The sequence below is a fragment of the Streptomyces alfalfae genome (assembly GCF_004127445.1).
Classification (GTDB): domain Bacteria; phylum Actinomycetota; class Actinomycetes; order Streptomycetales; family Streptomycetaceae; genus Streptomyces; species Streptomyces alfalfae.
In genome coordinates this window covers 358123-384174 of record NZ_QEXM01000025.1, presented here as the reverse complement: position 1 = coordinate 384174, position 26052 = coordinate 358123, and the positions used below count along the sequence as shown (strand labels likewise).

Here is a 26052-nt window from a genome sequence, read left to right as displayed (position 1 = left end):
GAGGATTCGCCGCCGCTGCGAATGGCCTGCCGAGATCCGCGGACGAGCGACCACGGCGCCGTCTCCCGTGCGGCGCCCCGGGACAGAGGGAGCGCCCGTGCTCCCCCGTGCGCCGTGGCTTGCACCGTGGCGCGCGTCCCCCGTGAAGGTGAGTTGAGACCTCCCCGAGACCTGGCACATCAATCAGGGCCCATCGAGACGATCAGTGAAGGCCACTGTCTCAGACCTCAACTCCATTGGTTTCCAAGGTCATTGTGCATCCACGGCCTTGCAGAAACGTGCCTGTCAACGGCTGCATATGCACCCGCGCTATCCAAGCCGATGAGCCCTACTATCGGCTCGCCATGACAGCAGCAGGTAAACACCAGGTGAGCCGAGCGGAGACTACCCGCCGGGGGAACCGGCAGAGCCGCGCGGGCATCAGAGATGTCGCCGCCGCCGCCGGTGTCTCCATCACGACTGTCTCCGATGCCCTCAACGGTAAGGGCCGTCTGCCGGACGCCACCCGACGCCACGTCCGCGAGGTCGCCGAACGGCTGGGCTACCGCCCCTCCGCCGCGGCCCGAACCCTCCGCACCGGCAAGTCGGGCCTCATCGGCCTGACCGTGACCACGTACGGGGATGAACCTTTCACCTTCACCGAGTTCGCCTACTTCGCGGAGATGGCCAGAGCCGCCACCTCCGCCGCCCTCGCCCGGGGCTACGCCCTGGTCATCCTGCCCGCCACCTCCCGCCGCAGCCCGGTCGACGTGTGGTCGAACGTCGCGCTCGACGGGACGGTCGTCGTCGACCCCTCCGACCACGACCCGGTGGTCAGCGAGCTGGTCCGCCAGGGCCTCCCGGTGGTCTCCGACGGCCGCCCGGCCGGCTCCCTGCCGGTCACCGCCTGGGTCGACAACGACCACGAGACGGCGGTCCTGGAGATCCTCGACCACCTCGCGGCCGCCGGCGCCCGCCGGATCGGCCTGCTCACGGGCACCACCACGGACACCTACACACACCTGTCCACGACCGCCTATCTGAACTGGTGCGAACGCGTCGGCCAGGACCCCGTCTACGAGTCCTACCCCGCCCATGACCCCTGCGCGGGAGCGGTCGCCGCCGACCGGCTGCTCGCCAGGCCCGACCGGCCCGACGCTGTCTACGGCCTCTTCGACCCCAACGGCACCGACCTCCTCGCCGCCGCCCGGCGGTACGGCCTGCGGGTCCCCGACGACCTGCTGCTCGTCTGCTGCAGCGAGTCCACGGTGTACGCGACCACCGAGCCGCCGATCACCACGCTCTCGCTCAAGCCCCGGCGCATCGGCACGGCCGTCGTGCAGCTCCTCATCGACGCCATCGAGGGACTGGACACGGGCGGACCGGTCGAGCGGGTCATACCGACCGAGCTGATCGTGCGCACCTCGTCCGAGCGGCGTCCGCCGCGCACGACGGTCAGCCCGCCGCGCTCGCCCGGCCCGGGCTGACACCGAAGATCCACTGACACCGAAGATCCACTGGGCAGGGGCGGGTGAGCAGTCGGCCACCAACACGGAAACCTCTGCCCAATTCGGGAGAAAACCACGGTGAACCGGGGCCAAGGACCGATTCACCACCCCTGGTGCACCACACAGCGGGAGCCGCATTCCTATGATGGGCGGACGACACCGCGGGCAGCTGCGACCAGGCAGTCCGATCTCGGTGCAGATGCGGCGCAATGGTGGTGGAGGGGTCGATGACTCAGGGGGCCGGTCAGGGACCCGATGTGCGGACGGCGACGCTGCGCGACTTCCGCGTACCGGCGTACGTCCATGAGACGACCGGACCCGCCGAGGCGGGCCCCGGAGCACCCGGTGATCCGGGGGCCGACGGGTACACGCCGACACAGCGCGACCTGCCCGTCATCAACCGCGGGGACACCGTGCAGGTGCAGGTCATGCCGGAACCCCCGCAGCCGCGGGCGAGCGAGGAGCACGGCCCGCTGTTCGTGGTGGGCGACGTGCACGGGTATCTCGGCGAGCTGATGGCCGCGCTCCACGAGCAGGGCCTCGTCGACGCCGAGGGGAACTGGTCCGCGGGCAACGCGCGCCTGTGGTTCCTCGGCGACTTCACCGACCGCGGGCCCGACGGCATCGGGGTCATCGACCTCGTGATGCGCCTCTCCGCGGAGGCCGCCGCCGCTGGCGGCTACTGCAAGGCGCTCCTCGGCAACCACGAGCTGCTCCTGCTCGGCGCCAAGCGCTTCGGCGACACCCCGGTCAACTCCGGCGCGGGCACCGCCACGTTCCAGGCCGCATGGCTGCTCAACGGGGGCCAGAAGACGGACATGGAGCGTCTGGAGGACCACCATCTGCAGTGGATGGCCCGCCTGGACGCGATGGAGGAGGCCGACGGACATCTCCTCATGCACTCCGACACGACCGCCTACCTGGATTACGGCGACTCGATCGAGGCGGTCAACGACACGGTCCGCGAGACCCTGACGCGCAACGACGCCGACGAGTGCTGGGACCTTTTCCGGAAGTTCACCAAGCGCTTCGCCTTCCGCGACGAATCGGGCCCCTCCGCCGTGCGGGAACTGCTCGACATGTACGGCGGCACGCGCGTCGTCCATGGTCACAGCCCCATCCCGTACCTCCTGGGCGACGTCGGCTCCGAGGACGAGTCGGACGGCGGCGGGCCCGTCATCGAGGGCCCCCATGTCTACGCCGACGGTCTGGCCATCGCCATGGACGGCGGAGTGACCATGGCAGGAAAGCTGCTGGTCTGCCAACTGCCGCTGGCCGCATAGGCGGTTCGCGAGCGCGCCCCCCTCTACAGGATTGTGCCCGGCAGGGGGGCAATTTCTGGAAACCCCCTGTCACCGCGCGCCGTCACGGCTCTACCATCGGCTTATCCGTAGCAGGCTCCCCTCCGTTTCTGCCCAACGGCTCGCAGCCATGCGAGTCTCAGCCCTACGGAGCATCGGGGGATGCACATGAACAGCGCTCCACACCTGCTCAACGAGGACCGCCCCGAGTACGAGCGGATCCTCGACGAGGCGCTGCGCACCGCACCGGACCGTCCGGAACTCGCCGCAGTGGGCCAGCGGCTCAACACCGAACAACTGCGCACCATGGCCCTGAACGCGACCGTTCTGATCACCGCCGCGGCCGCCACGGAGTACGCGCACTACGTGAAGGTTCGCGAGGAGTTGCGCGAACCTCGACCGTCTTCCTCATCGATCCGCGAAGGGAGTGGACACAGCGCCGCGGAGTCGGGCTCCGGCGGCGTCGGGCTCGCCACCACGATGGGCGAGATCGCCGAACCGGCGGCAGTGGGAGCCGGGGCGGTCGCCGTCGTCGCGGTCCTCGCACCCGTGCTCGCGGGCGCGGCAGCCGCGATCTTCCTGCTCGTGGGCTACGTCCTGAAGATGCTCGAACCGGAACCCGCCTTCGCGGACACCCTGCTCACGGCGGGCTGGCTGTTCGGCGCGCTCACCGCGGGAGGCATCCTGGTGGCCGCCGGGGGGCTGCTCCTGACCGCCCTGCGCAATGGCTCCACCTCTCTCCAGGCGGACCTCCACGGCGAGCAGCATCTGGAGGTCACCCGGGCCAGGGAGGTGTGGGGGCGGGCGCTCCTGGAGCGGGGCATCGTGCCGTTCCTCCGGGAGGCCCTCGCGGAAGCGGGCCCCGGCCCCACGCCCCGGACTCCTTCGCGGAGGTCCGGGACGAGCAGCCGCATGCCGCAACTCGGCTATCACAGGCCGGGGTTCAGCAGCCCGGACGGCGGCTCGACCGCCGGTTCACGTCCGAGCTACTCGAGCCCCGACTTCTCCAGCCCGGACTTCGGCGGGCCCGACCACAAGCCGGAGTAGCCGGCCCGACGCACAGCACGCACCACTTAGGGCCACCGCACCGCATCAGGCCACAGCATTACTTCAGGCCACCCCACCGCTTCGTGGTCCCGCCGCTGACGAGGGGCGGCGAGACCACGAGGCCATGAGGAGCGCCGGACCCACCGGGCACGCCGGTGTGCCCGGCCGTGCTCAGTCGGCGATCGGCAGATAGACCCGGTTACCCGCCGCGGCGAACTCCTTGGACTTCTGGTCCATGCCGGCCTGGATCTCGTCCTGGCCGGTCCCACCGTCGCCGCCGTGCTTGCGCCGGATGTCCTGCGAAATCTTCATGGAGCAGAACTTCGGCCCGCACATCGAGCAGAAGTGCGCCGTCTTCGCGGGCTCCGCGGGCAACGTCTCGTCGTGGAACTCCCGCGCCGTGACCGGGTCGAGCGCCAGGTTGAACTGGTCCTCCCAGCGGAACTCGAAGCGCGCGTCCGAGAGCGCGTCGTCCCAGTCCTGCGCGCCCGGGTGCCCCTTGGCGAGGTCCGCCGCGTGCGCCGCGATCTTGTACGTGATGACGCCGGTCTTCACGTCGTCGCGGTTGGGCAGGCCCAGGTGCTCCTTGGGCGTGACGTAGCAGAGCATGGCCGTGCCCCACCAGCCGATCATCGCGGCGCCGATGCCGGAGGTGATGTGGTCGTAGGCGGGAGCGATGTCGGTGGTCAGCGGGCCGAGGGTGTAGAACGGCGCCTCCTCGCAGATCTCCTGCTGGAGGTCGATGTTCTCCTTGATCTTGTGCATCGGGACGTGACCGGGGCCCTCGATCATCGTCTGTACGTGGTGACGTTTGGCGATCGTGTTGAGTTCCCCGAGGGTCCGCAACTCCGCGAACTGCGCCTCGTCGTTGGCGTCCGCGATCGACCCGGGCCGCAGGCCGTCGCCGAGGGAGTACGTCACGTCGTACGCCGCGAGGATCTCGCAGAGCTCCTCGAAGTTCTCGTAGAGGAAGCTCTCCTTGTGGTGCGCGAGGCACCAGGCGGCCATGATCGAGCCGCCGCGCGAGACGATGCCGGTCTTGCGGCGCGCGGTGAGCGGCACGTACGGCAGCCGCACACCCGCGTGCACCGTCATGTAGTCCACGCCCTGCTCGGCCTGCTCGATGACGGTGTCCTTGTAGATCTCCCAGGTCAGCTCCTCGGCCTTGCCGTCGACCTTCTCCAGCGCCTGGTAGAGGGGGACGGTGCCGATCGGCACGGGGGAGTTGCGCAGGACCCACTCGCGCGTGGTGTGGATGTTGCGGCCGGTGGAGAGGTCCATGACCGTGTCGGCGCCCCACTTGGTGGCCCAGGTCATCTTGTCCACCTCCTCCTCGATGGAAGAGGTCACCGCGGAGTTGCCGATGTTGGCGTTCACCTTCACCAGGAACTTCTTGCCGATGATCATCGGCTCGATCTCCGGGTGGTTGACGTTGGCCGGGATCACCGCGCGGCCCGCCGCGACCTCCTCGCGGACGATCTCGGGGTCGAGGTTCTCGCGGATCCCGATGAACTCCATCTCGGGCGTGATCTCACCGCGCCGCGCGTACGCGAGCTGCGTCACCGCCTGGCCCTGCCGGCCGCGGCGCGGCAGCCGGGGCCGGCCGGGAAAGACCGCGTCGAGGTTCTTCAGACCTCCGCGCGGCGAGGTGTGCTTGATGCCGTCGTCCTCGGGGCGGGGCGGGCGGCCCGTGTACTCCTCGGTGTCGCCGCGGGCGATGATCCAGTTCTCCCGCAGCGGCGGAAGGCCGCGACGGACGTCGGTCTCGGCCGACGGGTCGGTGTACGGACCCGACGTGTCGTACAGGGTGACGGCCTTGCCGTTGGTCAGGTGCACCTGACGGACCGGCACGCGCAGGTCGGGGCGTGAACCCTCGACATACGCCTTGTGCCAGCCGATGGACTTCCCGGCCTCGTCGCGCTCGTTCCAGGCCTGGTCCTGGCCCTGGGCGTGCGTCGAGGCAGGCGTGCGTGCGTCCGATGTGGTCATGAGACCTACTCCCTACGCCGGCATTACCCGGTAACAGGTTCGGCGGTCGACGCAGCGAATTCCGTACGGCTCGTGCACGTTCGTGCCACTTCGTACGGAGGTCAGCGCCCTCTCAGCCCGGTGCTCCGAGCTCCCGCGTGTGCAAAGGTGGCTCCACGCTAGCGTCCTATCGGGCGCGCTGAACAGAGGGCCCCCTCCGTTCTTGCGATGATCGGGCCGTGACCACCACAGAGCCGCCGCCCCCGCCGCCGCCCTCACAGCCGCCCCTCCCCGGCCCGCCCCCGGGTGACAACGGCCGTGGGGACGGCCACGCGCACAGTCATGGACACTCACACAGCCATGGTCCGGCCGCGCCCGTATCCCAGCATCTGCGCAAGGTCATCGCCGCCGTGCTGATCCCGTTTGCCGCCGCGGTCGTCGTGGGGCTCCTGGTCTACTGGCCCGGAGGCACCCCCTCGCACGAGCGCACCGGCGTCGGCTTCGACCGGCAGACGCAGTCGGCGTCGGTCACGAAGGTGCGGGAGCTCCCCTGCAAGGACCTCAACCCCTCGCAGACCCCGCCGAACGGCGACACCTCCACGGCCGAGGGCCAGTCCGCCCAGTCACGGGCCAGCGGCACCTGCAAGAAGGCGACGATCGAGGTCAGCAGCGGCGAGCACAAGGGCCGCACGTTCACCGAGGTCATCCAGCCGGACTCGCCCCGCCAGCTGAAGCAGGGCCAAGAGGTGGTGGTCGCCTACGAACCCAAGGCCCCCGAGGGCCTGCAGTACTCGGTCGCCGACGTGAACCGCAGGATTCCGATGGCCCTGCTCGCCGGCATCTTCGCGCTGGCGGTCGTCGTGGTGGGTCGGCTGCGGGGCGTCATGGCCCTGGTCGCGCTCGCCATCAGCTTCCTGGTGCTCACCTTCTTCATCCTGCCCGCCATCCTCCAGGGCTCCAATCCCCTGGTCGTGGCGGTGATCGGGGCGAGCGCCATCATGCTGATCGCGCTCTATCTCTGCCATGGGCTCACGGCCCGCACCTCCGTCGCCGTACTCGGCACGCTCATCTCCCTCCTCCTGATCGGCCTGCTCGGTTCGCTCTTCATCGGCTGGGCCGCGCTGACCGGCAACACGGACGACAACACCGGCCTCATCCATGGCCTGTATCCGTCCATCGACATGAGCGGCCTGCTGCTCGCGGGCGTCATCATCGGCTCGCTCGGCGTCCTGGACGACGTGACGGTCACCCAGACGTCGGCGGTCTGGGAACTGCACCAGGCCAACCCGACGATGGGCTGGCGCGGCCTCTACCGTGCCGGCATCCGCATCGGCCGCGATCACATCGCCTCGGTCGTCAACACCCTCGTCCTCGCCTACGCGGGCGCCGCGCTGCCCCTGCTGCTGCTCTTCTCCATCGCCCAGTCCAGCGTGGGCACGGTCGCCAACAGCGAGCTGGTCGCCGAGGAGATCGTGCGCACCCTGATCGGCTCGATCGGTCTGGTCGCCTCGGTCCCCGTGACGACCGCGCTGGCCGCCCTGGTGGTCTCAGCCGACCGCACGTCAGGTCCGGTCCCCGCGACGGCGGGCACTCCCGCCCCCCGCTCCTCCCGTGGAGGCAAGGGACGCCGCAGGAAGGCGTGAGCGCCTTCCTGCCCCGCCGCGAAATGCAGCAATCTGCCATGACCCCTGGCCCTTTGGGGCCGGGGTCAGCCGGCGTTCTGCTCCTCGGCGAGGATCCGGTCGAGCGTCTCGTCGAGGTGTGCGTCGAAGTCGGCGAGCGCCCGCTCCTGCCCGAGCGGCACCAGCCGGTCCGTCCGGTCGAGGAAGGCCAGGAGCGGCGGGATGCCCACACGGAACAGCGCCTGCTCCGGACCCACCTGAAGCTTGATCAGCGCCTCGTCGAGCAGATCGGGATCGGTGGGCTCGATGCGCACGTCCCCCACCCCGCACGGCCGGCCCACCCCGTCGATCAGCAGCTCCCGCCCGAAAGCCCAGGTCACCGGCGCGTCACCGGGCAGGTGGAACGTCAGCCGCACGGCGTACGGATCAACGCTCTCGTACCTCAGCTCCACCGGAATACGGAACGACAGATCCTCGGAAACGAGGAAGTTCATCATGACCTCTGCCTGTACCGAGTCGCCCATCGCGCAATACCCCGTCCCTCAGCCCTCGGAGTGGCCAGGAACCTACTCCCTGACGCTCTGGGCATCTTGCTCAAAGTGCATACCACGTCACAAGGAGTGAGTTTTCAGATGCTGATAGAGAAGCCGAGTGTCCCTAGTAGCTTTCCGATTTCGCGTTGCAGGGCCTGCACCGCTGGTAGCAGCCGGTCGGCTTGATGAGAAGGGACAGAAATGGCCATCGTTGCCGCGATGTCACCCACCGTGATCGGTACGGCGGCGCACACGGTCCCCAGGGCATACTCCTGATGCTCCACGACCGGGCGCATCCGGCCCACCGCGTCGAGTCTGCGGAGGAACGTGCGGTCGTCCCGCACCGAGTAGCGCGTGATCGACTGCACGGGATAGCGCTCCAGGTGGTCCCTCCTCGCCTCGGCGTCGAGTTGACTCAGCAGGCACTGGCCGATCGCATGGGCGTGGCCCGTCTCCCGGAAATCGGCCCACTCCTCGACGGCCGGGTTGCCGGGACTGTCCGCGACGGTCACGAGCTCGATCTCGCCCTCGCGGTAGACGGCGAAGTAGATGGGCGCCCCGATGGCCTCGTGCCAGTGCGCAAGGGTGTCGTCGAGCGTGCCGCGCTGCTTCTGCCGCGCCCCGCCGGCGCCCAGCCGCTCGGCCGCCTCGCCGAGCACGAGCAGCCCCTTCCTCCGTCTCAGATAGCCCTCGTAGGTCAGCGTGCGCAACAGGTGATACGCCGTGGGCAGCGCGAGCCCGGCCTCCCGGGCCAACTGCTTGGCAGGGGCCCCGCCCGGGTGCGAGGCGGCGGCTTCCAGCAACCGCATCGCCCGCTGCACGGAGCCGATGAGGGTCGGTGCGGTCGCGGCCTGGTCCGGTGGCGTGGCTCCGCCCGGTGGAGTGGCTCCACCCGGTGAGGTGCCGGCAGCGGCCGCGGCCAAGGTTCACTCCCGAAGCGCGAGGGGGGCCGCCCGTAGCCGGATGCTCACGGGGCGGGCAGTGCGCCCGTACGCGAGGCCGACCCGACGGCGGACTCGGACTCTAGCCGTTGGCCCCCGCCCTACGGCCGCCTGTTGCGGAAACATCCCCCGGCCGAGGGAATCCCGACGTGGGTTCGCCGGTGGGAGGGCGGCGCGGTCACCAGTCCGAGCGCGCCGAGGACGAGCCGGATATGAACTTCCGTACGACATAGATGAGTCCGCCGACCAGGGCGACGAAGAGCAGCGCCTTGAAGAGCAGGCTGATCACGAAGCCGACGACGCTGACTATCACGCTGCCGAACACGACCAGCGCGATGACGGGCACCGCCACCCACTTCACCCACCACGGCAATCCCGCAAAGATCTCCTTCGCCGCCATCGTCCTTACCTCTCTCCGCACGCTTCGCATCGGTGCAGGTCCCTGAAGCTCCGCAGGTCCCCGACTTCTTGCCTTCGATGCTAGGCCGCCGAAGGGCTCCGTGGGGGCCTCGGAGCCCTTGTCTGCCCCTGATCCGTCCCCTAGGGAACCCCGAGGCCGGAGCCCTGATCCCGTCACCCTTCGGGCGGATCCCGTCAGCCTTCGGGCGGAGAGAAGACGACGAGGACCCGCAGGTCCTCGCTGATGTGGTGGAACTTGTGGGCCACTCCGGCCGGGACGTAGACGACGCTGCCGCGCGCCACCGACGTGGTCTCCATGCCCACCGTGATCGAGGCGCGGCCGCTGACGACCATGTACACCTCGTCCTGCCCGTGCGGCTGCTGCGGATCGGTGTCTCCCGCATCGAGCGCGTAGAGACCGACCGACATGTTCCGCTCCCGCAGAAACTGCAGATACGCGCCGTCGTTCGCCGCGCGCTCCGCCTCCAGCTCGTCCAGTCGGAATGCCTTCATCGCCGTCGTACGCCCCTTGCTGGTGTTGGCCTGCGGGCACTCTTGCGCGGACCTGTCCGCCGCCCGTGAGCCGACCCTCTCGTGATCCCCGTCTGCCACGATCAGACACATGAAGAATTTCGTAGTCAAGACGATCGCCAACGCCGCGGCTCTGGCCGTCGCCGTGTGGCTGCTGGACAAGATCACTCTGACCGGAGACAGCACGGGCAAGAAGATCGGCACGCTCATTGTCGTGGCCCTGCTCTTCGGCCTGGTGAACTTCCTGGTCAAGCCGGTGGTGAAGGTCCTCACCTTCCCGTTGTTCATCCTGACCCTCGGCCTGATCACCCTGGTGGTCAACGCCCTGATGCTGCTGCTCACCTCGTGGCTCTCCGACAAACTGGACGTCAGTTTCCATGTGGACGGCTTCGGGACCGCCGTCCTGGGCGGCTTGATCATCTCCATCGTGTCCTGGGCCATGAATGTCGTGCTCCCCGACGACAAGGACTGACGGCCGCCGTCTCGCCGGGGGCGGTGTCGCCGGGGGCCGTATCGCCGGGGCCGTATCGCCGGATGGGTTGTCCCGTCGGGCGGGCCGTCTCCCCCGACGCCGCGCCCCAGCGACCCCACGCCCCTTCCGACCTGCCGGTGCCCGAGAATGGTGGCGGCGTCGGGCGAAGACCTGCCCGACGCCGTACGGCGAGCGGTGGAAGGCAGGCGGCATGACGGATTCGGCAGCCAGGGGCGATGGCCCCGCGGGCGTGGGCGACGGCACACGGGCGGTGCGGGCCGGAATGCCCGAGCCGGTGAAGTACGAGCCGACGCTGCCGGGACCGGTGTTCGCCGCTCACTTCCATCTGCCCGGTGACCCCACGGGCGGGTATGCCTACGCGCGCGACGAGAACCCCACCTGGACGCATCTGGAGCGCGCCATCGGCGAGCTGGAGGCCCCGGACGCCGAGGACGTCGAGACGCTCGCCTTCGCCTCCGGCATGGCCGCGATCTCGGCGGTGCTGTTCTCACAGTTGCGAGCCGGTGACGCGGTGGTCCTGCCGGACGACGGCTACCAAGTGCTCCCCCTGGTCCGTGAACAGCTCATGGCGTACGGGATCGAGGTGCGGACCGCGCCGACCGGCGGTGACGCCCAGCTCGACGTGCTCGACGTGCTCGACGGCGCGAAGCTGCTGTGGATCGAGACACCGTCCAATCCCGGCCTCGACGTGTGTGACGTGCGCAGGCTCGCCGACGCGGCACACGCGCGTGGCACCCTCGTGGCCGTCGACAACACGCTGGCCACGCCACTCGGCCAGCGCCCGCTCGAACTGGGCGCCGACTTCGCGGTGGCCAGCGGCACGAAGATGCTCACCGGCCACGGGGACCTCCTTCTGGGGTACGTCTCCTGCCGCGACGCGGAGCTCACCGCTTCCGTGCGGCGCTGGCGCAAGATCGTCGGAGCCATTCCGGGGCCGATGGAGGCCTGGCTCGCACACCGTTCGCTGGCCACGCTCCAGCTGCGCGCCGACCGGCAGAACGCGAACGCCCTGGCTCTCGCCGAGGCCCTGCGCGAGCGCCCCGAGGTCTCCGGGCTGCGCTACCCCGGCTTGCCCGAAGACCCTTCGCACAAGGTCGCCTCGCGGCAGATGCGTCGCTTCGGGTGTGTGGTCTCGTTCACGCTGCCCACACGCGCGCGTGCCGAGCGCTTCCTCGACTCGCTGCGGCTGGTGGACGACGCGACCAGCTTCGGGGGCGTGCGCTCGACGGCGGAGCGGCGTCGGCGATGGGGCGGAGACGCCGTCCCGGAGGGCTTCATCCGCTTCTCGGCGGGCGCGGAGGACCCCGCCGACCTGGTGGCCGACGTGCTCCGCGCGCTGGACGAGTCGACCGACTGAGCACCACCGCGCGCACTGGACCCGCTTGGGCTGCGTCAACGCTTCGAGGGCTGGGCTTCGGGGGCTGGGCTTCGGGGCTCCGAGGCCGCGCACATCAAACGGTCCGAGCCTCCCCCCTCGTGGCTCGGACCGCTCTGATTCCTCGCGTTCCCCGCGCGAAGAACCGCGTCGACAAGGCTAGTTGACTGTGTGTCAGTGTCCAATCACGGTAGCGACAGAGACCTATCGACATATTTATAGTTGGGCACGCCTTGAGGATGTGGAGGGAAGGAACGCCGTCATGGATCTGGCCCTGCTGCGCACCTTCGTGACGGTGCACCGGGCCGGTTCCTTCACTCGTGCGGCGGCCCTCCTCGGGCTCTCCCAGCCGGCCGTCACCTCGCAGATCAGGACGCTGGAACGCCAGTTGGGCCGCCCCCTCTTCCTGCGCCAGGCCCGCGGGGTGACCCCTACGACCATCGGGGACGAGCTCGCCCACAAGGCCGCCCCTCATCTGGACGCCCTCGTGGAGATAGCCGAGACAGGGCTCGACGAGGACTCCTCGGTGCGCACGCTCCACCTCGCGGGGCCCCCGGAGTTCACCGCGGAGCGCGCGCTGCCCGCGCTCACCGCGCTGACCGGCCAGGACGGCCACAGCTACGCCCTGCGCGCGTCGTTCGGCACCGCCGAGGAAACCCTGGAGGGGCTGGCCGCCGGGCACCACGAGCTGGCCATCAGCACCGCTCAGCCGCGCGGCGGGCTGCTCACCGCCACGCCGCTCTGCGACGAGGAGCACGTCCTGGTCGCGGGGGAGCGCTGGGCCGCCCGCATCGGGCCCGGCAAACTGCGCCGCAAGGGGGCGCTGCCGTTGGAGAACCTGCCGGTGGTCGAGGTGCACGAGTCACTGCCGTTCGTCTCGCGCTACTGGGCCGCCGTCTTCGACGCCCGCCCCGCGGCCTCCGGCGCCGTCATCGTGCCGGACCTACGTGCGGTCCTCGCCTGCGCGGCCTCGGGCGCCGGTCTGGCCGTGCTGCCCCGCTATCTGTGCACCGAGGCCCTGAAGCGCGGGGACGTCGTCGCGCTGCTCGACCCCGCGGTGCCGCCGCTGCGCACGTACTTCCTGGCGGTGCGCACGGGCACGCTGGCCATGCCGCACATAGCGCGGGCGCATGAGTGGCTGCTGCGGGTGGCGGCCGACTGGGCCTGATGCCGCACACGACCTGACCGACGGCGAGGGCCGGCCGCACCGGATGGCTGGGGCCGACCGGGCCAGGCGCCTGCGGGCGGTTCACTGGGCTTGATGGCCGCCACGGCCGGGCCGTGATGTTTCACGTGGAACAGTCCGGGCCACATTCCCCCCATGACCGTCCGACCTGTGGTCAAGCGCACCGCACGCGCCGTCCTGCTGGACGGCGACGACCTGATCCTGATCAAGCGCACCAAACCCGGCGTCGATCCCTACTGGCTCACCCCCGGTGGTGGCGTGGAGCCGGAGGACGAGACTGTCGTCGATGCCCTGCACCGCGAGCTGGACGAGGAACTCGGGGCCAAGGTCACCGACGTGGTCCCTTGCTTCGTCGACACCGTGGAGCACATCGGTGAGGACAGCGGGTCGACCGGCGTGAAGGTGCAGCACTTCTTCGTCTGCCGCCTTGAGTCCATGGACCTCGGTCGCCGGCACGGCCCGGAGATCGAGGAGCCGTGCGGCGAGTACGAGGTCGTGCATGTGCCCTTCACCCGGATCGGCATCGCCTCGGTCCACCTCGTACCGCTGTCGCTGCGGCACTACCTGGACGGCAACATCGAGGGGGTACGCGCGATGCACGCCCCTGACCTGGGCTGACACCCGCACTCGGGGAAGGGACCCGCCGGCTTCGCGTCAGACAGCGTCGTGTCTCACCAGGTCGTACGCCTCACGGAGGTCTCGTCCCACATAGCTGTGGGTTGCCAGGCTCACCAGCCGTGGATCGGCGTTGACGGCGACCGAGACGGGCACGGCGGCGAACAGGTCCAGGTCGGAGAGCGAGTCGCCGTACGCGACACAGTCGTCGACGCTGACGCCGAACTCCGCGCAGAGGCGGTTCGCGATCTCCACCTTGGTCGCCGCGTTGAGGATGCCCGTCGGCTCCACGGGCTCGGTGAACGGCACGGCGGGGAAGCGTGAGCCGTGCGCGGCATGCGCTCCCCAACCGGTGAGCCGCTCGACGAAGAAGGACGGGGAGAGGGAGACCACCGCGCAGTAGTCTCCGCCCTCCCGGATCTCGGCCCAGGTCTCCCGGATACCGGAAAGCCAGGGCGCGCCCTCGAAGGCGGCCGTCACCTGCGTATCCGTGAGCTCCGCCCACAGGGCGTGCACCCGCACCGCGTACTCCGGCGAGTCGATCCGCCCCGCGACGAACTCACGCTCCAGTGCGGCGATCTCCGTGTCCAGGCCGAGCTGCCGCGAGATCAGTACGGGGGCGGCCGTGCCGTGCAGCAGCGTTCCGTCCAGGTCGAAGAGGTGAAGGCGTGCCATGTACGCCGAGGCTAGTACCCGCGGTTACTCCCGCGGTCAGACGCCTGGGGCCTCCTCGGTCGGCACTGTGTTTCACGTGAAACCAAGCCGCCCCGTTCGTCGGGCCACCCTGGTCGTCCACGTAGTCGGCGCAGCCGGCTGGCTCGGGCTCTCGCTCGGGCTGGTCGCCCTCGCCCTCGCCGCCCTCTCGACGGAGTCCTCCGCCGCCACTGAGGCCGCCGTCCGCTCCATGAAGGTCTTCACCGACTGGCTCGTGCTGCCGCTCGCTCTGCTCACACTGCTGAGCGGGCTGTTGCTCGCCCTCGGCACGCCCTGGGGGCTCGCCAGGCACCGCTGGGTCTACACGAAGTTCTGGCTGACCCTGATCACCACTGCCGCCTCCGCCTTCGCGCTGCGTCCCGGCATCAACGAGGCGGCCGGGACCGTGGCCGCCGGGGAGCCGATCACCGACGCGGCCGATCTCGTGGCCGGACCACTCGTCTCACTCGGGGCCTATGTGTTCATGACGGTCCTTTCGGTGCTCAAGCCGTGGGGACTGACCCGGCGCGGCCGTAAACAACGTGCTTCTGCCCACAAACGGGTGGACGCCGGGGACGTACGTCAGACAGCCTGAGCCGGTGTCGACACCTTCCCTCTCCGCTCTGCCCATCCGCCGGCTCTCCCCCCGCGATGTGATGTCCTGCGCCGCCCTCTCCGAGGACCGGGGCTGGCCTCGCGAAGAACACAAGTGGGGCTTCCTGTTGTCGGCCGGAACGGGCTACGGCATCGACGACCCCGACGGCAACGGCCTCATCGGCGCCTTCGTCGTGACCCGGTACGGTTCGCCGGAGCGGCCCGACCTCGCGGCGATCGGCATGGTCCTCGTCGCCGAGCGGTACGCCCGCCGGGGTATCGGCCGCCGTCTGATGCGGCACGCCATCGAGGCGGAGGCCACCACGCCGCTGACCCTGCACGCGACACCGGCCGGACAACCCCTCTATGAGCAGCTCGGCTTCAAGATGATCGGGCGTGCCGAGATGGTCCGCGGTCATCTCACCCCCGCGGGCCCGCTTCCCGCCGTGGCCACACGTGCGGCCACCGCGGAGGATCTGAGCACCATCCTGCGGCTCGACACCGAGGTCTTCGGCCATGACCGCACGCACGTGATCACCCGCCTGCCCGCCTTCACCGACCAGTTGCGGGTCGCGGAGTCCGACGGCGAGATCATCGGGTACGCGGGGGCCTGGCCGAACATGGAGACCCACGTCGTCGGTCCGCTCATCGCCCGTGACACGGAGACCGCGAAGGCGCTCATCGCCTCGCTCGCGGCCCACAGCGACCGCCCGCTGCGCACCGACATCGACGTACGGCACGAAGAGCTCCTGGCGTGGGTCAAGGAGAGCGGCCTCGAACCCATCGCCTTCAACGCGGTGATGGCCCACGGCACCCCGGAACTGCCCGGCGACTGGACGCGCCGCTTCGCGCCGCTGACGGTGGCGGCCGGCTGACGCGGCCCGCGCGACACGGCAAAGGCCCGCCCTCGTACGCCGAACGACATCGGTGTGAGGGCGGGCCTGCCTGCTCGCGGGGGGTGCGCGGAGTTACGCGAGTGCCTCCACGGCCGCCGTCGCGAAGCCGTGGTCCTGCTCGGGCGCACCGCCGCCGACGCCGATCGCGCCGACCAGACGGCCGTCGCGGTGGACCGGTACGCCGCCCGCGATGAACAGGAGCGGCCGGTCCAGGGCGGTGGGCAGGGTGTGGAAGAGGCCGCCGGGCTGGACCGCGTCGACCAGGTCGGCGGTCGGGGAGTCCAGCTGGAGGGCGGTGTAGGCCTTGCGGGTGCTGGTCTCGCCGGAGATCAGCACAGCCCGGTCGTCCCGCCGGAAGGCGAGGAGGTGACCGCCCGCGTCGAGGACGGTGACGCTGACGGTGACGCCGGCCGCTTCGGCCGCTCGACGGGCCGCGTCGACGAGCGTCTCCGCGTTCTCGATGGTCAGCGGGGTGACAGCGGTGGTGCTCATGGGTTTCTCCTTCAGGGGTGGTGCTTGAGGGGACGGGGTGGTCAGTGGTGGACGGGCGTCGGCTGTTCGGCGGGCGCCGTGCCGGTCACGACCAGGCTCGGGACGGCGGCGGAGCGGCGCTCCAGCGCGGCCGAGAGGATGGCGAGGACCAGGGCGGAGCCGGCGAGTGCGGCTCCCACCCAGTTGGGGGCGGTGTAGCCGAGGCCTGCGGCGATGACGATGCCGCCGAGCCAGGCCGAGAGGGCGTTGCCGAGGTTGAAGGCGCCGATGTTGACCGCCGAGGCGAGGGTGGGGGCACCGGACGCCTGGTCGAGGACGCGTTTCTGGAGCGGCGGTACGGTCGCGAAGCCCAGTGCGCCGATCAGCGCGATCGTCACGGCGGCGGCGATCTTGTTGTGCGCGGTGAACGTGAAGAGGGCCAGGACGACGGCCAGGGCGCCCAGGGAGATGAAGAGCAGGGGCATCAGCGCACGGTCGGCGAACTTCCCGCCGATCAGGTTGCCTGCGACCATGCCGAGCCCGAAGAGGACGAGCAGCCAGGTCACGGAGGAGTCCGCGTAACCGGCGACGTCCGTCATCATCGGCGCCAGGTAGGTGACGGCCGCGAAGACCCCGCCGAAGCCGAGGACGGTCATCGCCATGGCCAGGAGCACCTGTACGTTGCGGAAGGCCGCCAGTTCATGGCGGAGCCGTACGCCTTGGGGCTTGGGCAGGTCCGGGATGAGCTTGGCGATGCCCGCGAGCCCGACGACGCCGAGCGCGGCGACGATCGCGAACGTCATGCGCCATCCGAGCGTCTGCCCGACGAGGGTGCCGAGCGGCACACCGACGACGTTGGCCACGGTCAGACCGGTGAACATCATGGCGATGGCGCCGGCCTTCTTCTCCGGGGCGACCAGCTCGGCCGCGACGACGGAGCCGATGCCGAAGAAGGCACCGTGGGCGAGGGAGGCCACGACGCGGCCCGCCAGCATCACGCCGAAGGCGGGTGCTACGGCGGAGAGCACGTTGCCGACGACGAACAGGCCCATGAGCAGCATCAGCATCCGCTTGCGCGAGATCTTGGTGCCGAGCACGGTCATCAGCGGGGCGCCGAGGACCACACCCAGGGCGTAGCCGGTCACGAGGAAGCCGGCGGTCGGGATGGAGACGCCGAAGTCGCCCGCGACCTCGGGCAGGAGCCCCATGATCACGAACTCCGTGGTCCCGATCCCAAAGGCCCCGATCGCGAGGGCCAGTAGCGCGAGAGGCATGGCTCTACCTTCCAGAAGATTGCAGGTGCGCTTAACGTGCGTCCACAATAGTTGCACACGCGGGCTAAGCGCAAGCGCCGTATATTGCATCCGTGGACTACCCTGGTTCGTAGCCGCTCCGGGACGGAGGAACGAAGAGCCATGACAGCGACCGACCCCGCACTCACCGCCCTCGCTCAGGGCTGGTGCGCGCTCTCCCTGCTCCATGGGCAGATCGAGAGCCACATCGAGCGCGCCCTCCAGGCCGAGCACGGACTGAGCGTGCGCGAGTACTCCCTGCTCGACGTCCTCAGCCGCCAGCACGACGGCGAGGGCGGGCACCTGCAGATGAAGCAGGTCGCGGATGCCGTGGTGCTCAGCCAGAGCGCCACCACCCGTCTGGTCACGCGCCTTGAGGACCGTGGGCTCCTGGCCCGCTATCTGTGCCCCACCGACCGTCGAGGCATCTACACGGACGTCAGTGAGGCGGGCGCGGCGCTGCTCGCCGAGGCGCGCCCGACCAACGACGCGGCCCTGCGCGAGGCGCTCGACGAGGCCGCGCAGAATCCGGAGCTCGCCCCGCTGGTCAGGGCCGTGGAGACCCTCCGCGTACCGGCCTAGGTGGAGACCCTCCGCGTACCGGCCTAGAGGGACGGACCGGCCGCCCTGGTGAACTCCCCCTCGGCGGCCTCCCTTCCGCATAGGCTGCGCCTATGGGAGATCTTGAGATACGCCCAGCCGTCGTCGACGACCTGCCGGCCATCGTGGCCATGCTCGCCGACGACGCCCTGGGCGCGGCGCGAGAAACACCGGACGACCTCACCCCGTACGTCACCGCGTTCGAGCGCCTGGACGTCGACCCGAATCAGCATCTGGTCGTCGCCGTGCGCGAGGGCCGGGTGGTCGGCACACTGCAGCTCACCATCGTGCCGGGACTCTCCCGCACGGGGGCGACGCGGTCGATCATCGAAGGCGTACGCGTCCATGCCGATGAGCGGGGCAGCGGGCTCGGCACCCGCTTCATCGAGTGGGCCGTCGACGAATCGCGTCGGCAGGGCTGCCAATTGGTCCAGCTGACTTCCGACGCCACGCGCACCGACGCCCACCGCTTCTACGAGCGGCTCGGGTTCACCGCGTCGCACCTGGGTTTCAAGCTCCAGCTCTGAGCCGACCCGCCTCGCAGGTGCCGCTCTCCAGGGGAGAGCCGTTGAGGAGCGGTTTCACGTGAAACGGGGACGTCGTTTCACGTGAAACCGCTCCACCGCACGAAGCCGGCCGACGCCGTCCGGAACCGCTCGGAGCCGACCTCGGCCACCCGGGGCCAACCGGCGCACCGGTCGGCCCGCATGGTCAGAAGCCGCGCCACCCCTGCGGGTCCACGCCACCGGGGATCGGCGCTCCCGCGTCGTACGGCTCTCGGGTCAACACGAACGACCCGAGGTCGAGATGGCTCACGGCGCCGTCCGCCGTGCGCACCGCCCGCAACAGCTCCCCCGCGTAGTAGCCGTTGAGCCCCGTCCAGGTGCCGTCACCGTTGGCGCGGAACCGCGCCTGACGCCCCGCCCCGGACAGCGGGCCCAGCTCCACGCCGCCGTCGGCCGTGAGACGGAGCGCGAGGACCTGAGTACCCCAGTACCAGGGCCCGGTCAGCTCCAGGACCTTCTCGTCCACCTCGGGGAGAGGGCGCCAGGGCTCCGGGATACGCGGCTCGGCCTCGGCCACGATCTTCACCAGGTCGGCCGCGAGCGCGGCCACCAGCGGCCCGGAGGTGCAGTTGGCGAGCGCGACCGCGGCCACTCCGTCCCGCTCGCTCACCCAGAGCCCTGCCAGGAACCCCGGCAGCGAGCCCGTGTGGCCCGCCAGGTCGATCCCGTCGTACGTCAGCAGGTCGAGGCCGAGGCCATAGGCCCTCTCCCGGCTCTCCGGCTGCGGCGGCGCCGAAGGGGTGCGCATCTCGCGCACGGACTCGGCGCTCAGGACCCGGTCGTCGCCCTTCACCAGGAAGTCGGCGAAGCGCACCAGGTCGGCCGTCGTGGACCACAGCTGCCCGGCCGGGGCCATCAGCCCGAGGTCCTCGACCGGCTCCGGCATCATCACGTCGGCCCACGGGTGCACGGCCCAGCCCCCGGCGTGCGGCGCCTCGGCCCGCACGCTCGTCCGGTTCAGGCCCAGCGGCACCAGGACCTCACGCCGCAGCACCTCGGCCCAGGGCGCGCCCCGCACCTCCTCCACCAGAGAGCCCAGCAGCGTATAGCCGGGGTTGGAGTAGTGGTGGAGCCGGCCCACGGGGTGCTTGAAGGGCTGCTCGCCGAGGACGTCGGAGAGGGCCGGGCGCGTCGAGCCCGGCGTGCGCTCCCACCACGCCCCCGGGGTCTCCGCCGCCAGCCCCGCGGTGTGCGCGAGCAGCTCGGCGATCGTGGCCTCCCCCGCGCCGGTACCGGGCAGATGCTTCTCCAGGGGGTCCACCAGGCTCAGCAGGCCCTCGTCCCGCAGCCGCATCACCAGTACGGCGGTGAAGGTCTTGGTGATCGAGCCGACGCGGTACTGGACGTTCTCATCCGGCGCGTGCCCGTCCACCATGCTGCGGCCGGCGCTCCACACCAGCTCGCCGTCCCGGGCGACCGAGGCGACCAGTGAGGGGGCCCGCCCGCGCGCCTGTTCGGTCGCGACGCGGTGCAGCAGGGCCCGGCGGGTGGCGGGGAGGAGTTCTTCAGAGAGCTTCGTCATGGGACCAGTCCACCTGGGAGCCGCTTCCACGTCGAGCTGATTCGGACGACGGATCAGGTCTGCGCCATGTCCACGAAGCGGGAGTAATGGCCCTGGAAGGCGACCGTGATCGTCGCCGTCGGACCGTTACGGTGCTTGCCGACGATGATGTCGGCCTCACCGGCGCGCGGGGACTCCTTCTCGTACGCGTCCTCCCGGTGCAGGAGGATCACCATGTCCGCGTCCTGCTCGATCGATCCGGACTCACGCAGGTCGGAGACCATGGGCTTCTTGTCCGTGCGCTGCTCGGGGCCACGGTTCAGCTGGGAGAGCGCGATCACCGGAAGCTCCAGCTCCTTCGCGAGAAGCTTGAGGTTTCGCGACATGTCCGAGACTTCCTGCTGCCGGCTCTCGGCCCGCTTGGAACCACCGGACTGCATCAGCTGGAGGTAGTCGATGACGACGAGCTTCAGGTCGTTGCGTTGCTTGAGCCGGCGGCACTTCGCACGGATCTCCATCATCGACAAGTTCGGGGAGTCGTCGATGTAGAGCGGGGCGGCCGAGACGTCCGGCATACGGCGGGCCAGCCGGGTCCAGTCCTCATCCGTCATCGTGCCGGACCGCATGTGGTGCAGCGCCACCCTGGCCTCGGCGGACAGCAGGCGCATCGCGATCTCGTTGCGCCCCATCTCGAGCGAGAAGATCACACTCGGCATGTTGTGCTTGATCGAGCAGGCCCGTGCGAAGTCCAGTGCCAGCGTCGACTTACCCATGGCGGGACGCGCGGCGATGATGATCATCTGGCCCGGGTGCAGGCCGTTGGTGAGCTGGTCGAGGTCGGTGAAGCCGGTCGGCACACCGGTCATCTCCCCGGACCGCGAACCGATCGCCTCGATCTCGTCGAGGGCGCCCTCCATGATGTCGCCGAGCGGCAGATAGTCCTCGGTGGTGCGCTGCTCGGTGACCGCGTAGATCTCCGCCTGGGCGCTGTTGACGATCTCGTCGACGTCGCCGTCGGCCGCGTATCCCATCTGTGTGATGCGCGTGCCGGCCTCCACGAGGCGGCGCAGCACGGCGCGCTCGTGGACGATCTCCGCGTAGTACTCGGCGTTGGCCGCGGTCGGCACCGTCTGCACCAGGGTGTGCAGATACGATGCGCCGCCGACCTTGGTGATCTCGCCCCGCTTGGTGAGCTCGGCCGCGACCGTGATGGGGTCGGCCGGCTCGCCCTTCGCGTACAGATCGAGGATCGAGGCGTAGATCGTCTCGTGCGCCGGGCGGTAGAAGTCGTGCCCCTTGAGGACCTCGACGACGTCGGCAATGGCGTCCTTGGACAGGAGCATGCCGCCGAGCACGGACTGCTCGGCGTCGAGGTCCTGCGGGGGGACGCGCTCGAAGGACGAACCGCCGTCCCAGCCGCTCTCGCGGCCCCGCTCGTGCTGCTCGTCGCGGCTTCGGCCTCCGTCGCGGCGCTGGCGGGAGACGGGCAGACGGTCACTGGGACCGCTGTCGGCCCAGGGGTCGTCCAAAGGCTCGGAGATACTCACCGGGCCACCTCCTCCCGTCCGCCGAGCGGACCTCGCCGTGCCCCTCTTTCTAAGGCACGACACTGACAAATAACGGGCCCGACTCCGGTTCTGAACGCGTCGGTTTTGCGGGGATTCCGAGGTCGTCTGACGAGGCGGGCGCCGGACCACGGTAGGCCCGCGGGCACCGTCAGCCAATCTGGTTATCCACAGGCACTGTGGATGACGGGCCCATTGCTGTGGAGAACTTGTCGAAACCTGTGCACGGCTCGGTGGACAGCCCTGTGAACAAGCACTCAGCCATCTCCCCGAACTGCGTCCCACCTGCGTCTTTGCCGTCCACCGGCTGTGCAGAAGAAAAACTTTCCCGGTCGGGCCAAGTTCGTCGCGAACGGCGTGCCACGGAGTGTTCACCCGCGGTCAAAGTAAGGGGCTAACTTCCATTGCATCTCTTACCTGTGGAAGATTACATTGGTGCCCATGACACAGGCTTCCGCCGCGCCCAAGGCCGACCGACGCAGGCACGACCGAGAGATCATCGCGCTCGCCGTACCCGCCTTCGGCGCGCTGGTCGCCGAACCCCTCTTCGTGCTCGCCGACAGCGCCATCGTCGGCCACCTCGGCACCGCCCAACTGGCCGGACTCGGCGTCGCCTCCGCCCTCCTCACGACCGCCGTGAGCATCTTCGTCTTCCTCGCCTACGCCACCACCGCCGCCGTCGCCCGGCGCGTGGGCGCCGGAGACCTCCAGGCCGCCATCCGCCAGGGCATGGACGGCATCTGGCTCGCCCTGCTGCTCGGCGCGGCGGTCATCGCCGTCGTGCTGCCCACCGCACCCGCACTCGTCGACCTCTTCGGCGCCTCGGACACCGCGGCGCCGTACGCCGTCACATATCTACGGATCTCCTCGCTCGGCATCCCCGCCATGCTCGTGGTGCTCGCCGCCACCGGCGTCCTGCGCGGTCTACAGGACACCAAGACGCCGTTGTACGTCGCGATCGGCGGCTTCGTCGCCAACGGCGCCCTGAACCTCGGCCTGGTCTACGGAGCGGACCTCGGCATCGCCGGTTCGGCCTGGGGCACCGTCATCGCCCAGTGCGCCATGGCCGCCGTGTACCTCGTCGTCGTCGTACGCGGCGCCCGGCGCCATGGAGCCTCGCTGCGCCCCGACGCCGCCGGAATCCGGGCGTGCGCACAGGCCGGAGCACCGCTCCTGGTCCGCACGCTCTCCCTGCGGGCCATCCTGATGATCGCGACCGCCGTGGCAGCCCGTCTCGGGGACGCCGATGTGGCCGCCCACCAGATCATTCTGTCCCTGTGGAGTCTGATGGCCTTCGCCCTGGACGCCATCGCCATCGCCGGGCAGGCGATCATCGGGCGCTATCTCGGCGCCGACGACCCGGCCGGCGCGCGCGCCGTCTGCCGCCGCATGGTGCAGTGGGGCATCGCCGCGGGCACCGTCCTCGGCCTGCTGATCGTTCTCGCACGACCGCTGTTCATCCCGCTCTTCACCGGTGACGCCGCCGTCCAGGACGCGGCACTGCCCGCCCTGGTGGTGGTGGCTCTCGCACAGCCGATCTGCGGCATCGTCTTCGTGCTCGACGGTGTCCTGATGGGCGCGGGCGACGGACCGTATCTCGCGTGGGCCATGCTCATCACCCTCGCGGTCTTCACGCCCGTGGCCCTGCTGGTGCCCACCTTCGGCGGTGGCCTCACCGCGGTGTGGGCGGCGATGACCCTGATGATGGCGGTGCGCATGGTGACCCTGTGGTCCCGCTCCCGCTCCGGCCGCTGGCTGGTCACCGGGGCGACCCGGTAGCCGCCCACGAGACCCGCCCGCTGACCGTTTCACGTGAAACGGTCAGCCGCCGCGGCAACGGCCGACCGGCATCGGAGAGGCGGCGCACGAGGAAGGGGCCGCACCCCATGGGTGCGGCCCCTCCCCTCAGTTCAGCCAAGCGCAACGCTTAGGCGGAAACGACCTCGATGTTGACCTTCGCGGCAACCTCGGGGTGCAGACGCACGGACGTCGCGTGGGCGCCCAGCGTCTTGATCGGCGAGCCCAGCTCGACACGACGCTTGTCGATCTTCGGGCCACCGGCAGCCTCGATCGCCGAAGCGACGTCGGCCGGGGTGACGGAACCGAAGAGACGACCGGCGTCGCCGGAGCGGACAGCCAGACGGACCTTGACGCCCTCGAGCTGGGCCTTGACCTCGTTGGCCTGCTCGATGGTCGCGATCTCGTGGATCTTGCGAGCACGACGGATCTGCTCGACGTCCTTCTCGCCGCCCTTGGTCCAGCGGATCGCGAAGTTCCGCGGGATCAGGTAGTTGCGGGCGTAGCCGTCCTTGACGTCTACGACCTCGCCGGCGGTGCCGAGGCCGGAGACCTCGTGGGTGAGGATGATCTTCATTAGTCGGTCACCCTTCCCTTATCGCGCGGTGGACGTGTAGGGCAGCAGCGCCATCTCACGGCTGTTCTTCACGGCCGTGGCGACGTCACGCTGGTGCTGCGTGCAGTTGCCGGTCACGCGGCGGGCACGGATCTTGCCGCGGTCGGAAATGAACTTCCGCAGCATGTTCGTGTCCTTGTAGTCCACGTACGTGACCTTGTCCTTGCAGAAAGCGCAGACCTTCTTCTTCGGCTTGCGCACAGGCGGCTTCGCCATGGTGTATCTCCTGTGTGATCAAGAAGTGGGGTTACGGCCCACCCTCGGCCCGCGGCCCGAAGGCCCCGAGGCTTAGAAGGGGGGCTCGTCCGAGTAGCCGCCACCGGAGCCGCCGGAGCTTCCGCCCCAGCCGCCACCGCCGCCGCCCTGCTGCTGGCCGCCGCCGGCCGGCGCACCGGTCGCCCAGGGGTCATCGGCGGGAGCACCGCCACCGCCACCCTGCTGCTGACCGCCGCCGGAGCCACCGCCCCAGCCGCCGCCCTGCTGGCCGCCGCCACCGCCGCCGTAACCGCCCTGGCCACCTCGGCCGGTGGTCTTGGTGACCTTGGCCGTGGCGTTCTTCAGGCTGGCGCCGACTTCCTCGACGTCCAGCTCGTAGACCGTGCGCTTGATGCCCTCACGGTCCTCGTAGGACCGCTGCTTCAGCCGGCCCTGCACGACGACGCGCATGCCTCGCTGGAGCGACTCCGCGACGTTCTCCGCCGCCTGACGCCAGACCGAGCAGGTGAGGAAGAGGCTCTCGCCGTCCTTCCACTCGTTCGTCTGGCGGTCGAAGGTGCGGGGGGTGGACGCGACACGGAACTTCGCGACCGCCGCACCGGAGGGGGTGAAGCGCAGCTCGGGGTCGTCGACAAGATTGCCGACGACCGTGATGACGGTCTCGCCTGCCATGGGGGAACCTCTCGGCGGGTTTGCTGCTGGCTGCTTGTTGCTGCTACTCGATTCCCGGGTGCCGCTGAGCTAGGAAGCTCAGTGCATCTCGGGACGGAGGACCTTGGTCCGGAGGACCGACTCGTTCAGGTTCATCTGCCGGTCGAGCTCCTTGACGACCGCGGGCTCGGCCTGCAGGTCGATGACCGAGTAGATGCCCTCGGGCTTCTTCTTGATCTCGTAGGACAGACGACGACGGCCCCAGGTGTCGACCTTCTCGACCTTTCCGTTGCCCTCACGGACGACGGAGAGGAAGTTCTCGATCAGCGGGGAGACAGCGCGCTCCTCGAGATCGGGGTCGAGGATGACCATCACTTCGTAGTGACGCATGTGGAACCCACCTCCTTTGGACTCAGCGGCCACGGTCGTTCCGTGGCAGGAGGGTCGTGATGCGTACGCAACGGTATCGGCCGCCACTGACAATCGGCTCCCGCGGACGGGAGCTCGTGCTGTGGACAGGGCAGACACCGGTGCAGACGGTACAGACTACCCGCACTGAGGCTTCCGGTTGAAATCCAGCGGTGGAAGGGGAGAATCTGTACACATCGGGTGTCTACGGCGCTACGATGCGCCGTCTTTTCCGCAGGAGGTGCCTCCCATGGCACAGGCAATGCGACCCCACGCCGCGTCTTCCCTCTTCTCCACGGACGGCAAGCCCCATCCGCTGCAGGACACGCTCCTCGCCGTGACCCTGGTGCTCGGAGCGATCGCCTTCGTGACGGCGATGTTCCACCACCTGCACCTGCTCAGCTCGTGGACGGGCCTGATCGGTATCGCCACGGGTCTGTACGGCCAGTACATCTCCGTGACGACCCGCGAGCGCTTCGGCCTGATCCTGGGCCTCGGCGCCTCGGCGATCGGCTTCTTCCTCGGCATGGCGCACGGCGGACTCTTCGGCGGAATCCTCGGCGCCTGACGGGCCTCGCGGCACCCCCGGCCCGGGCGGGCCGGGGGTCGAGGTCGTGTACGGCCAGACAGGGCGCTCGCGGGGCGCAGTAGGCTTCGGCGCGAGAGCCGGAGCCCCTGAACCCATGGG

At 69.8% G+C, this 26052-nt stretch carries 28 protein-coding genes; 14 read left to right on the top strand and 14 right to left on the bottom strand.

The window, feature by feature from the left end; genetic code table 11:
• Positions 1-344 precede the first annotated feature (344 nt).
• The 3 genes from DCW30_RS11270 (at position 345) to DCW30_RS11260 (ending at position 3835) form a co-directional block, all read left to right on the top strand.
• Entirely contained in the window at positions 345-1466 is a 1122-nt protein-coding gene (locus DCW30_RS11270) for a LacI family DNA-binding transcriptional regulator (protein ID WP_076685366.1), read from the top strand.
• A gap of 233 nt (positions 1467-1699) precedes the next feature.
• Positions 1700-2770: a metallophosphoesterase gene (locus tag DCW30_RS11265; RefSeq protein ID WP_076689085.1), complete on the top strand. Its 1071-nt coding sequence runs from the start codon at positions 1700-1702 to the stop codon at positions 2768-2770.
• A gap of 180 nt (positions 2771-2950) precedes the next feature.
• On the top strand, positions 2951-3835 hold the full coding sequence (locus DCW30_RS11260; RefSeq protein WP_076685365.1) for a hypothetical protein: 885 nt from the start codon (positions 2951-2953) through the stop codon (positions 3833-3835).
• 171 nt (positions 3836-4006) lie between these two features.
• On the opposite strand, the gene thiC is transcribed toward DCW30_RS11260, so the two are convergent.
• Entirely contained in the window at positions 4007-5824 is a 1818-nt protein-coding gene (gene thiC, locus DCW30_RS11255) for a phosphomethylpyrimidine synthase ThiC (protein ID WP_076685364.1), read from the bottom strand.
• Positions 5825-6042: 218 nt separating this feature from the next.
• On the opposite strand from thiC, the gene DCW30_RS11250 reads away from it, so the two are divergent.
• Positions 6043-7446: a YibE/F family protein gene (locus DCW30_RS11250; RefSeq protein ID WP_076685363.1), complete on the top strand. Its 1404-nt coding sequence runs from the start codon at positions 6043-6045 to the stop codon at positions 7444-7446.
• 65 nt (positions 7447-7511) lie between these two features.
• Here the strand turns inward: DCW30_RS11250 and DCW30_RS11245 are convergent, their stop codons facing one another.
• From DCW30_RS11245 to DCW30_RS11230, 4 genes are all read right to left on the bottom strand, one after another.
• On the bottom strand, positions 7512-7949 hold the full coding sequence (locus DCW30_RS11245) for an SsgA family sporulation/cell division regulator (protein WP_062771354.1): 438 nt from the start codon (positions 7947-7949) through the stop codon (positions 7512-7514).
• A 104-nt stretch (positions 7950-8053) separates the two neighbouring features.
• Positions 8054-8779, bottom strand: coding sequence for an IclR family transcriptional regulator (locus DCW30_RS11240; RefSeq protein WP_418347128.1), 726 nt, complete (start codon positions 8777-8779; stop codon positions 8054-8056).
• Positions 8780-9077: 298 nt separating this feature from the next.
• Positions 9078-9299 carry a DUF5326 family protein gene (locus tag DCW30_RS11235; RefSeq protein ID WP_062771361.1) on the bottom strand — a complete coding sequence of 74 codons (222 nt, stop codon included), beginning with the start codon at positions 9297-9299 and terminating at the stop codon, positions 9078-9080.
• Positions 9300-9493: 194 nt separating this feature from the next.
• Entirely contained in the window at positions 9494-9811 is a 318-nt protein-coding gene (locus DCW30_RS11230; RefSeq protein ID WP_062771364.1) for a cupin domain-containing protein, read from the bottom strand.
• A 109-nt stretch (positions 9812-9920) separates the two neighbouring features.
• Between DCW30_RS11230 and DCW30_RS11225 the strand changes: the two genes are divergently transcribed.
• The 4 genes from DCW30_RS11225 to DCW30_RS11210 all read left to right on the top strand — a co-directional run bounded on the left by DCW30_RS11225 (position 9921) and on the right by DCW30_RS11210 (position 13501).
• Positions 9921-10301 (top strand): phage holin family protein, encoded by a 381-nt coding sequence (locus DCW30_RS11225; protein ID WP_062771366.1) that lies wholly within the window; start codon positions 9921-9923, stop codon positions 10299-10301.
• 211 nt (positions 10302-10512) lie between these two features.
• On the top strand, positions 10513-11679 hold the full coding sequence (locus DCW30_RS11220; RefSeq protein ID WP_076685361.1) for a cystathionine gamma-lyase: 1167 nt from the start codon (positions 10513-10515) through the stop codon (positions 11677-11679).
• A gap of 280 nt (positions 11680-11959) precedes the next feature.
• Positions 11960-12865: a LysR family transcriptional regulator gene (locus DCW30_RS11215; RefSeq protein ID WP_076685360.1), complete on the top strand. Its 906-nt coding sequence runs from the start codon at positions 11960-11962 to the stop codon at positions 12863-12865.
• 153 nt (positions 12866-13018) lie between these two features.
• A complete protein-coding gene (locus DCW30_RS11210; protein ID WP_076685359.1) occupies positions 13019-13501 on the top strand; it encodes an NUDIX domain-containing protein in 483 nt (160 codons plus the stop codon).
• 36 nt (positions 13502-13537) lie between these two features.
• On the opposite strand, the gene DCW30_RS11205 is transcribed toward DCW30_RS11210, so the two are convergent.
• On the bottom strand, positions 13538-14173 hold the full coding sequence (locus tag DCW30_RS11205) for an HAD family hydrolase (RefSeq protein WP_076685358.1): 636 nt from the start codon (positions 14171-14173) through the stop codon (positions 13538-13540).
• A gap of 76 nt (positions 14174-14249) precedes the next feature.
• Here DCW30_RS11205 and DCW30_RS11200 point away from each other — a divergent pair, with 76 nt between their 5' ends.
• Together DCW30_RS11200 and DCW30_RS11195 are read left to right on the top strand one after the other, a co-directional pair.
• Positions 14250-14786 carry a DUF2269 family protein gene (locus DCW30_RS11200; RefSeq protein WP_076685357.1) on the top strand — a complete coding sequence of 179 codons (537 nt, stop codon included), beginning with the start codon at positions 14250-14252 and terminating at the stop codon, positions 14784-14786.
• A 4-nt stretch (positions 14787-14790) separates the two neighbouring features.
• Complete coding sequence (locus DCW30_RS11195) at positions 14791-15660, top strand: GNAT family N-acetyltransferase (protein ID WP_076685356.1); 870 nt, start codon at positions 14791-14793, stop codon at positions 15658-15660.
• Between the two features lie 93 nt (positions 15661-15753).
• Here DCW30_RS11195 and DCW30_RS11190 read toward each other — a convergent pair whose 3' ends face one another.
• On the bottom strand, positions 15754-16173 hold the full coding sequence (locus tag DCW30_RS11190; protein ID WP_076685355.1) for a GlcG/HbpS family heme-binding protein: 420 nt from the start codon (positions 16171-16173) through the stop codon (positions 15754-15756).
• A 41-nt stretch (positions 16174-16214) separates the two neighbouring features.
• The gene (locus tag DCW30_RS11185) at positions 16215-17426 is read right to left on the bottom strand and encodes an MFS transporter (protein WP_076685354.1); all 1212 of its coding nucleotides are present in this window, start codon (positions 17424-17426) and stop codon (positions 16215-16217) included.
• Positions 17427-17567: 141 nt separating this feature from the next.
• Between DCW30_RS11185 and DCW30_RS11180 the strand changes: the two genes are divergently transcribed.
• Together DCW30_RS11180 and DCW30_RS11175 are read left to right on the top strand one after the other, a co-directional pair.
• Positions 17568-18026, top strand: coding sequence for a MarR family winged helix-turn-helix transcriptional regulator (locus tag DCW30_RS11180; RefSeq protein WP_062771378.1), 459 nt, complete (start codon positions 17568-17570; stop codon positions 18024-18026).
• Positions 18027-18118: 92 nt separating this feature from the next.
• Positions 18119-18571, top strand: coding sequence for a GNAT family N-acetyltransferase (locus DCW30_RS11175; RefSeq protein WP_076685353.1), 453 nt, complete (start codon positions 18119-18121; stop codon positions 18569-18571).
• A gap of 184 nt (positions 18572-18755) precedes the next feature.
• On the opposite strand, the gene DCW30_RS11170 is transcribed toward DCW30_RS11175, so the two are convergent.
• Both DCW30_RS11170 and dnaB read right to left on the bottom strand, forming a co-directional pair.
• Positions 18756-20132 (bottom strand): serine hydrolase domain-containing protein, encoded by a 1377-nt coding sequence (locus DCW30_RS11170; RefSeq protein WP_076685352.1) that lies wholly within the window; start codon positions 20130-20132, stop codon positions 18756-18758.
• Between the two features lie 53 nt (positions 20133-20185).
• Positions 20186-21658: a replicative DNA helicase gene (gene dnaB / locus DCW30_RS11165; RefSeq protein WP_076685351.1), complete on the bottom strand. Its 1473-nt coding sequence runs from the start codon at positions 21656-21658 to the stop codon at positions 20186-20188.
• A gap of 459 nt (positions 21659-22117) precedes the next feature.
• Here dnaB and DCW30_RS11160 point away from each other — a divergent pair, with 459 nt between their 5' ends.
• A complete protein-coding gene (locus tag DCW30_RS11160) occupies positions 22118-23455 on the top strand; it encodes an MATE family efflux transporter (protein WP_076685350.1) in 1338 nt (445 codons plus the stop codon).
• 148 nt (positions 23456-23603) lie between these two features.
• On the opposite strand, the gene rplI is transcribed toward DCW30_RS11160, so the two are convergent.
• The 4 genes from rplI to rpsF all read right to left on the bottom strand — a co-directional run bounded on the left by rplI (position 23604) and on the right by rpsF (position 25346).
• A complete protein-coding gene (gene rplI / locus DCW30_RS11155) occupies positions 23604-24050 on the bottom strand; it encodes a 50S ribosomal protein L9 (RefSeq protein WP_062771390.1) in 447 nt (148 codons plus the stop codon).
• A gap of 18 nt (positions 24051-24068) precedes the next feature.
• Positions 24069-24305: a 30S ribosomal protein S18 gene (gene rpsR / locus DCW30_RS11150; protein WP_003949403.1), complete on the bottom strand. Its 237-nt coding sequence runs from the start codon at positions 24303-24305 to the stop codon at positions 24069-24071.
• Between the two features lie 72 nt (positions 24306-24377).
• The gene (locus DCW30_RS11145; RefSeq protein ID WP_062771392.1) at positions 24378-24977 is read right to left on the bottom strand and encodes a single-stranded DNA-binding protein; all 600 of its coding nucleotides are present in this window, start codon (positions 24975-24977) and stop codon (positions 24378-24380) included.
• A gap of 78 nt (positions 24978-25055) precedes the next feature.
• Complete coding sequence (rpsF, locus tag DCW30_RS11140; protein WP_016644628.1) at positions 25056-25346, bottom strand: 30S ribosomal protein S6; 291 nt, start codon at positions 25344-25346, stop codon at positions 25056-25058.
• 268 nt (positions 25347-25614) lie between these two features.
• Here rpsF and DCW30_RS11135 point away from each other — a divergent pair, with 268 nt between their 5' ends.
• Positions 25615-25932 carry a hypothetical protein gene (locus DCW30_RS11135; RefSeq protein ID WP_076685349.1) on the top strand — a complete coding sequence of 106 codons (318 nt, stop codon included), beginning with the start codon at positions 25615-25617 and terminating at the stop codon, positions 25930-25932.
• The last annotated feature ends 120 nt before the right edge of the window (positions 25933-26052 follow it).

What these genes read in the sequence shown, in the direction of transcription:
- DCW30_RS11270 (WP_076685366.1), top strand. Translation starts at nt 345, where the DNA reads ATGACAGCAGCAGGTAAACACCAGGTGAGCCGAGCGGAGACTACCCGC.
- DCW30_RS11260 (WP_076685365.1), top strand. Translation starts at nt 2,951, where the DNA reads ATGCACATGAACAGCGCTCCACACCTGCTCAACGAGGACCGCCCCGAG.
- thiC (WP_076685364.1), bottom strand. Translation starts at nt 5,824, where the DNA reads ATGACCACATCGGACGCACGCACGCCTGCCTCGACGCACGCCCAGGGC.
- DCW30_RS11245 (WP_062771354.1), bottom strand. Translation starts at nt 7,949, where the DNA reads ATGGGCGACTCGGTACAGGCAGAGGTCATGATGAACTTCCTCGTTTCC.
- DCW30_RS11235 (WP_062771361.1), bottom strand. Translation starts at nt 9,299, where the DNA reads ATGGCGGCGAAGGAGATCTTTGCGGGATTGCCGTGGTGGGTGAAGTGG.
- DCW30_RS11230 (WP_062771364.1), bottom strand. Translation starts at nt 9,811, where the DNA reads ATGAAGGCATTCCGACTGGACGAGCTGGAGGCGGAGCGCGCGGCGAAC.
- DCW30_RS11225 (WP_062771366.1), top strand. Translation starts at nt 9,921, where the DNA reads ATGAAGAATTTCGTAGTCAAGACGATCGCCAACGCCGCGGCTCTGGCC.
- DCW30_RS11220 (WP_076685361.1), top strand. Translation starts at nt 10,513, where the DNA reads ATGACGGATTCGGCAGCCAGGGGCGATGGCCCCGCGGGCGTGGGCGAC.
- DCW30_RS11215 (WP_076685360.1), top strand. Translation starts at nt 11,960, where the DNA reads ATGGATCTGGCCCTGCTGCGCACCTTCGTGACGGTGCACCGGGCCGGT.
- DCW30_RS11210 (WP_076685359.1), top strand. Translation starts at nt 13,019, where the DNA reads ATGACCGTCCGACCTGTGGTCAAGCGCACCGCACGCGCCGTCCTGCTG.
- DCW30_RS11205 (WP_076685358.1), bottom strand. Translation starts at nt 14,173, where the DNA reads ATGGCACGCCTTCACCTCTTCGACCTGGACGGAACGCTGCTGCACGGC.
- DCW30_RS11190 (WP_076685355.1), bottom strand. Translation starts at nt 16,173, where the DNA reads ATGAGCACCACCGCTGTCACCCCGCTGACCATCGAGAACGCGGAGACG.
- DCW30_RS11185 (WP_076685354.1), bottom strand. Translation starts at nt 17,426, where the DNA reads ATGCCTCTCGCGCTACTGGCCCTCGCGATCGGGGCCTTTGGGATCGGG.
- DCW30_RS11180 (WP_062771378.1), top strand. Translation starts at nt 17,568, where the DNA reads ATGACAGCGACCGACCCCGCACTCACCGCCCTCGCTCAGGGCTGGTGC.
- DCW30_RS11175 (WP_076685353.1), top strand. Translation starts at nt 18,119, where the DNA reads ATGGGAGATCTTGAGATACGCCCAGCCGTCGTCGACGACCTGCCGGCC.
- DCW30_RS11170 (WP_076685352.1), bottom strand. Translation starts at nt 20,132, where the DNA reads ATGACGAAGCTCTCTGAAGAACTCCTCCCCGCCACCCGCCGGGCCCTG.
- DCW30_RS11160 (WP_076685350.1), top strand. Translation starts at nt 22,118, where the DNA reads ATGACACAGGCTTCCGCCGCGCCCAAGGCCGACCGACGCAGGCACGAC.
- rplI (WP_062771390.1), bottom strand. Translation starts at nt 24,050, where the DNA reads ATGAAGATCATCCTCACCCACGAGGTCTCCGGCCTCGGCACCGCCGGC.
- rpsR (WP_003949403.1), bottom strand. Translation starts at nt 24,305, where the DNA reads ATGGCGAAGCCGCCTGTGCGCAAGCCGAAGAAGAAGGTCTGCGCTTTC.
- DCW30_RS11145 (WP_062771392.1), bottom strand. Translation starts at nt 24,977, where the DNA reads ATGGCAGGCGAGACCGTCATCACGGTCGTCGGCAATCTTGTCGACGAC.
- rpsF (WP_016644628.1), bottom strand. Translation starts at nt 25,346, where the DNA reads ATGCGTCACTACGAAGTGATGGTCATCCTCGACCCCGATCTCGAGGAG.
- DCW30_RS11135 (WP_076685349.1), top strand. Translation starts at nt 25,615, where the DNA reads ATGGCACAGGCAATGCGACCCCACGCCGCGTCTTCCCTCTTCTCCACG.